This is a genomic window from Yinghuangia soli, from assembly GCF_021502675.1.
In the GTDB taxonomy this organism is placed as follows: Bacteria; Actinomycetota; Actinomycetes; order Streptomycetales; family Streptomycetaceae; genus Yinghuangia; species Yinghuangia soli.
Genome location: NZ_JAKFHA010000078.1, coordinates 1 through 5996 on the forward strand (window position 1 = coordinate 1; position 5996 = coordinate 5996).

Consider the following 5996-nt stretch of genomic DNA (forward strand, 5'->3'; position numbering starts at 1 on the left):
CGCCGCGCCCGGCGGCTGGGGCGCGCCCGGCGGCCCGGTGCCGCCCAACGCCCCCGGCTGGTCCCCGCAGCAGCCCCCGGCCGGCCCGCCGCCGGGCTGGGGAGCCCCGGGCGGCCCGCCGCCGCAGCAGACCCCGATGCACGGCTGGGGCGCCCCCGGCGGACCCGGCTGGGGCGCTCCCCCGCAGGGCGGTCCCGGCTGGGGTCCGCCGCGCGGCTGGCAGGGCCCGTACCTCCCGGCCGCCAAGCCCGGCATCATCCCGCTGCGCCCGCTGGGCGTCGGCGAGTTGCTGGACGGCGCGGTCGCCGCGATGCGCCGGCACTGGAAGGTCATGATCGGCCTGTCGCTGGTGATCGCGGTCATCACGCAGGCGATCACCGTCCCGCTCCAGTGGGCGATGCTGAACGGCGTCGACACCTCGGTGCTGGAAGAGGACGACCCGGACCCCGACGAACTCCTCGACGTGCTCGGCCCGGTCGTCGGCTTCACCGCGATCGACGGCGTCGTGCTGATGCTCGGCCAGCTGATCATCACCGGCCTGCTGACCCTCGTGGTCAGCCGCGCGGTGCTCGGCAAGTCCCTGACCCTCGGTCAGGCCTGGTCCGGCGCCCGCCCGCTGCTGCTCCGGCTGCTCGGCGTCTCGCTCATGACGTTCCTGATCGTGCTCGGCCTGATCTTCGCCTGCATGCTGCCCGGCCTGCTGATCCTGACGGTGTCGGACGCCGGCGCCGCCCTCATGGTGCTCGGCGCCCTCGGCGGCATGGTCCTCGCGTTCTACGCCTTCATCCTGCTGCAACTGGCCGCGCCCGCCCTGATCCTGGAGAAGCAGACGGTACGCAAGGCGCTGCTGCGCTCCCGCAAGCTGGTGACCGGCAGCTGGTGGCGCGTCTGCGGCATCACGCTGCTCATCATGCTGCTCGTGCTGCTGATCGGCGGAGTCATCCAGGCCCCGTTCGCGGCCGTCACCGGCCTGTCGGAGTTCGGCGACATGGTGCCCGACTCGTTCACCGACTCGGTGATCCTGGGCGTCGGCAGCGTGCTGGCCGCCGCCGTGACCTACCCGCTGGCCGCCGGCGCGACCGCGCTGCTCTACATCGACCAGCGGATGCGCCGCGAGGCCCTCGACCTCGAACTCGGCCGCGCCGCGGGCCTCGTCCCCGACGACGCCACCCCGGCGGCCCCGTGACCGCTGCCCCCGGCACGGCGCTCGCGGCGGCGCTGCCCCGATGGCACGCCGCCGCGACGCCGGAACCCGTGGACATCCCGCGCGACCCCGCGCAGGAGCAAGCCCGCGAGGAACTGTCCAAGCCGATCTACCACCAGGACGACCCGTCGTGGTTCCGGCAGGCGTTCGACTGGGTGATGGACCGCTTCGGCGACCTCCTCGACCGCATCGGCACCGCGGCCCCGGGCGGCGGCATAGGAGCGCTGCTGATCCTCGCGGTGCTGGTCGGCGCGGTCATCGCATTGCGCCTCAAACTCGGCCCGGTACGCACCGCCCGGCGCGGCCGCCGCGAGGCCCTGTTCCCCGCGGACGGGCCGCGCACCTCCGCCGACTACCGCGCCGCCGCCGACGCGCACGCGGCCGCCGGAGCCTGGGGCGAAGCCGTCCAGGACCGGCTGCGCGCCATCGTCCGCGCCCTGGAGGAACGCGCCCTGCTCGACGAACGCCCCGGCCGCACCGCCGACGAGGCCGCCGACGAAGCCGGCCGCCAACTCCCGGCGCTGGCCGCCGCGCTGCTGTCCGCCGCGCTCATGTTCGACGACGTGCGGTACGGCGGCCGCCCCGGAACCGAGGCCATGGACCGCGAACTGCGCGACCTCGACCGGCAATGCGCCGCCACCCGCCCGGTCCGCGAAGCCGTCCCGGCCGGCCCCGACCGGACCCCGCAGTGAGCGGCACCGCACCCGGCAGCGAGGCCGGGACCCCACCGCTGGCCCCCGGCTCCGGATCCGCGAAGTCCGCCGGTACATCCCCCGGTGCGCCTCGCCCATCCGCAGCGTCCGCCGATACGTCCATCAGCCCGGACGCCGCCGCCGTGTGGCGCGCCGCCCGCGGCCCGCTGCTCCTGGCCGTCCTCGTCCTGCTCGTCGTCTCCATCGGCGTCCTGGTCAACGGCGGCCGCGACCGCGGCGAACTCGACCCGCGCGCCACCGACAAGTCCGGCTCCCGCGCGGTCGCCGAACTCCTGCGCCGCCAGGGCGTCGACGTCCGCCGCGTCACCACCACCGAAGAGGCCCGCGCCGCCGTCGAAAGCGCCCCGGGGACGACCGCGCTCTTCGTGCCCTTCCCGAAGCGGCTCGACGACGCGCAGCTCCAGGCCGTCGGCGTCCTGCGCCCGGCCCGCACCATCCTCGTCGCCCCCGGCGACCGCGAACTCGAGGCCTTCGGCACCCGCCTCCGGGACGCCGGCCCCTTCGACACCTCCCTCGCCCTGCCGCGCTGCGACCTGCCCGAAGCGCTCCGGGCCGGCGACGCCGACCTCGGCGGCCGCGGCTACAACAGCCCCGACGGCGTGCGCTGCTACCCCGTCTCCGGTCGGCCCGGCCTGGTCATCGCCCCGCGCGATGCGGGCGAGGTCGCCGTGCTGGGCAGCGGCCGCCTGCTGCGCAACGACCGCCTCGACGAACACGGCAACGCCTCGCTCGGCATGCAACTCCTGGGCGCGCAGCCCACGTTGATCTGGTTCCTGCCCGACGAGGCGGACAGCCCCGGCGACCGGGGACTGATCTCGCTGCTGCCGGCCGGCTGGCGCTTCGGCATCCTGCAGCTCGGCATCGCCGTCGTCCTGCTGGCCCTCTACCGGGCCCGCCGCCTCGGACCGGTGGTCACCGAGCCGCTCCCGGTCGTCGTCCGCGCCACCGAGACCGCGGAAGGCCGCGCCCGCCTCTACCGCCGCGGGCGCGCGTACGACCGGGCCGCCGAGGAACTCCGCAGCGCCGCCCGCACCCGCATCGGCGCCCGCCTTGGCCTGGGAGCGGGCACGGTAGCGGGCACGGGGCACGCATCCGGCCCCGGCGTACCGCCCGTCGCCCCGTACGGCGCCCCGCAGCCCGCCCGGCACCTCGACCCGGCCGTCTTGGTCGAGGCCGTCGCGGCACGCACCGGACGCTCCGCCGCCGAGGTGCACCACCTCCTGTACGGTGCGAACCCGGAGCACGACGCCGGCCTGGTGGCCCTGGCCGACCACCTCGATCTACTGGAAGACCACGTCAAGACAGGGGTATCTCCGCAGTGAGCGAGCCAACCACCACCGCCGACGAAGCGCGTGCCGCGATGGAAGCCCTGCGCGGCGAGGTCGCCAAGGTGGTCGTCGGTCAGGACCCGGTCGTGTCCGGTCTCGTCATCGCGCTGCTGTGCCGCGGGCACGTCCTGCTCGAGGGCGTCCCCGGCGTCGCCAAGACCCTGCTGGTCCGCACCCTGGCCAGGGCCCTCGCCATCGAGTCCACCCGCGTGCAGTTCACCCCGGACCTGATGCCCGGCGACGTCACCGGCTCGATGGTCTACGACGCCCGCACCGCGGAATTCTCCTTCCGGGCCGGCCCCGTCTTCACCAACCTGATGCTCGCCGACGAGATCAACCGCACGCCGCCCAAGACCCAGGCCTCGCTGCTGGAGGCCATGGAAGAACGCCAGGTCTCGGTGGACGGCACCCCGCGCCCGCTGCCCGACCCGTTCCTGGTCGCGGCCACCCAGAACCCCGTCGAGTACGAAGGCACCTACCCGCTGCCCGAGGCCCAACTCGACCGCTTCCTGCTCAAGTTGACCGTCCCGCTGCCGCAACGCGACGAGGAGATCGCAGTGTTGCAGCGGCACGCGGGCGGCTTCGACCCGCGCGACCTCGACGCGGCCGGCATCCGCCCGGTGGCCGGAACCGCCGAACTCGCCGCCGGGCGCAAGGCGGTCGCCGGCCTGCGCGTCGAACCCGACGTCCTCGCGTACATCGTCGACATCGTGCGGGCCACCCGCACCTCGCCCTCCTTGCAGCTCGGCGTCTCCCCTCGCGGTGCCACCGCGCTGCTCGCCACCGCCCGCGCGTGGGCCTGGCTGTCCGGTCGCGACTACATGACGCCCGACGACGTGAAGGCCCTCGCCAAGCCGACCCTCCGGCACCGCGTCCAACTGCGCCCGGAAGCCGAACTCGAAGGCGTCACCGCCGACGCGGTCGTCGACGCGGTGCTCGCGGCGGTCCCGGTCCCGCGCTGACCGGCTGCCTTCGGCAGCGCACCCGCAGCCACCCGCAGCCCACCGAGCCCCTGGCGCTGAGCCCCGACAGCTAGCCCTGACCCCGCCGGCGACACGGCGAAGCCCCCGAACGCACAGACTCCGCCAGACTCCGCGCACACAGGAAGGAGCCATCCGTGACCCTCACCGGCCGCACCGCGCTCCTCGCCGCCCTCGGCGTGCTCGTCGTCGGCCTTCTCCTGCCGTCCTGGACCGGGATCCTCCTCGTCCAGGGCATCCTCGCCATCGGCGTCGTCGTCGACCTGCTGCTGGCCGGCCCGGTCAGGTCCCTCGCTTTCGAACGTTCCGGCGACACCACCCTGCGCCTCGGCGAGCCCGGCCGGGTCACCCTCACCGTCCGGAACTCCTCCGAACGCCACGTCACCGGCCTCCTGCGCGACGCCTGGCCGCCCAGCGCCGGCTCCCCGAGCCGCCGCCACGCCCTCGACATCCCGCCCGGCGAACGTCGCCGCGTCACCACCGACCTGCTCCCCACCCGCCGCGGCGACCGCCGCGCGCACCGGGTGACCGTACGGTCCTTCGGGCCGCTCGGCCTGGCCGGCCGCCAGGGCTCGCACGAAGTGCCGTGGACAGTACGCGTCCTCCCGGCTTTCCCCAGCCGCCGCCTGCTGCCCTCGAAGCTCGAACGCCTCCGCGAACTCGACGGCCGCTCGGCCGTCCTGACCCGCGGCCGCGGCACCGAGTTCGACTCGCTGCGCGAATACGTCCCCGGCGACGACGTCCGCTCCATCGACTGGCGGGCCACCGCCCGCAACCAGAACGTCGTCGTCCGCACCTGGCGCCCGGAGCGCGACCGGCACATCATCGTCGTCCTCGACACCGGCCGTACCTCCGCAGCCCGCATCGGCGACGCCCCGCGCCTCGACGCCGCCATGGACGCCGCCCTCCTGCTCACCGCAGTGGCCGCCCGGGCCGGCGACCGCGTCGACTTCCTGGCCCACGACCGCCGCGTCCGGGCCGACGTCCGCGGCACCTCCCGCACCGAGGTCCTGCCGGCCTTCGTCCAGGCCATGGCGACCCTCGAACCGGAACTCGTCGAATCGAACGCCCAGCACCTGGTCGCCGAGATCATCCGCCGCGCCAAGCGCCGCTCCCTCGTCGTCCTGCTCACCGGCCTCGACGCGGAAGCCGTACGCGAGGGCCTCCTCCCGGTCCTCCCCCAGCTCACCACCCGCCACGAGGTGGTCGTCGCCGCCGTGGCCGACCCCGCCCTCGCCGAAATGGCCCGCGCCCGAGGCACCGCCGAAGCCGTCTTCGGCGCCGCCGCCGCAGAACGCGAACGCACCGAACGCCGCAGCACCGCCGCGGAACTCCGCCGCCACGGTGTCACCGTCGTCGACGCACCCCCCGGCGACCTGGCCTCCCAGCTCACCGACACCTACCTGTCCCTGAAACTCGCAGGCCGCCTCTGAGCCGCAGGGAGCAACCCCTGGTCCCCGCCCGATGGCAGCGCTGGTCCGGGCCCGAGGACGAATGGGCCATGCGACGGATGTCCGAGCCCACGAGCAGGCCGGCCACCTGCAGCAGATCCAGAAATGCAGAAAGCCCGCCCGGGAACCCCGAGCGGGCTTTCTGCCAGAAACAAGAAGGCCCCTCCCGAAAGGGAGGGGCCTTCTCAAGTTGATTCCGGCGGCGTCCTACTCTCCCACACCCCTTCGAGTGCAGTACCATCGGCGCTGAAGAGCTTAGCTTCCGGGTTCGGAATGGGACCGGGCGTTTCCTCTTCGCCATGACCACCGGAAACCTGTCG

5 protein-coding genes and 1 rRNA gene are annotated in these 5996 nt (G+C 74.5%); 5 read left to right on the top strand and 1 reads right to left on the bottom strand.

The features are described from left to right. The 5 genes from LZ495_RS43490 to LZ495_RS43510 all read left to right on the top strand — a co-directional run. Positions 1 to 1186: DUF7847 domain-containing protein (locus tag LZ495_RS43490; protein ID WP_235058843.1), on the top strand; the 1186-nt coding region annotated here is incomplete at its 5' end. After that, positions 1183 to 1896 (top strand): DUF4129 domain-containing protein, encoded by a 714-nt coding sequence (locus LZ495_RS43495; protein WP_235058844.1) that lies wholly within the window; start codon positions 1183 to 1185, stop codon positions 1894 to 1896. The genes LZ495_RS43490 and LZ495_RS43495, both read left to right, overlap by 4 nt. After that, positions 1893 to 3239 (top strand): DUF4350 domain-containing protein, encoded by a 1347-nt coding sequence (locus tag LZ495_RS44540; RefSeq protein ID WP_308268973.1) that lies wholly within the window; start codon positions 1893 to 1895, stop codon positions 3237 to 3239. Before LZ495_RS43495 ends, LZ495_RS44540 begins: the two co-directional genes overlap by 4 nt. A 38-nt stretch (positions 3240 to 3277) precedes the next feature. Beyond that, positions 3278 to 4207, top strand: coding sequence for an AAA family ATPase (locus LZ495_RS43505; protein ID WP_235058846.1), 930 nt, complete (start codon positions 3278 to 3280; stop codon positions 4205 to 4207). Positions 4208 to 4362: 155 nt separating this feature from the next. Beyond that, the gene (locus LZ495_RS43510; protein ID WP_235058845.1) at positions 4363 to 5658 is read left to right on the top strand and encodes a DUF58 domain-containing protein; all 1296 of its coding nucleotides are present in this window, start codon (positions 4363 to 4365) and stop codon (positions 5656 to 5658) included. A gap of 212 nt (positions 5659 to 5870) precedes the next feature. On the opposite strand, the gene rrf is transcribed toward LZ495_RS43510, so the two are convergent. Continuing rightward, positions 5871 to 5987: ribosomal RNA gene (rrf, locus tag LZ495_RS43515) — 5S ribosomal RNA — on the bottom strand. Between the last annotated feature and the right edge of the window lie 9 nt (positions 5988 to 5996).

Excerpts from the sequence above, each read along its gene's own strand:
- LZ495_RS43505 (WP_235058846.1), top strand. The coding sequence starts at position 3,278 with ATGGAAGCCCTGCGCGGCGAGGTCGCCAAGGTGGTCGTCGGTCAGGAC.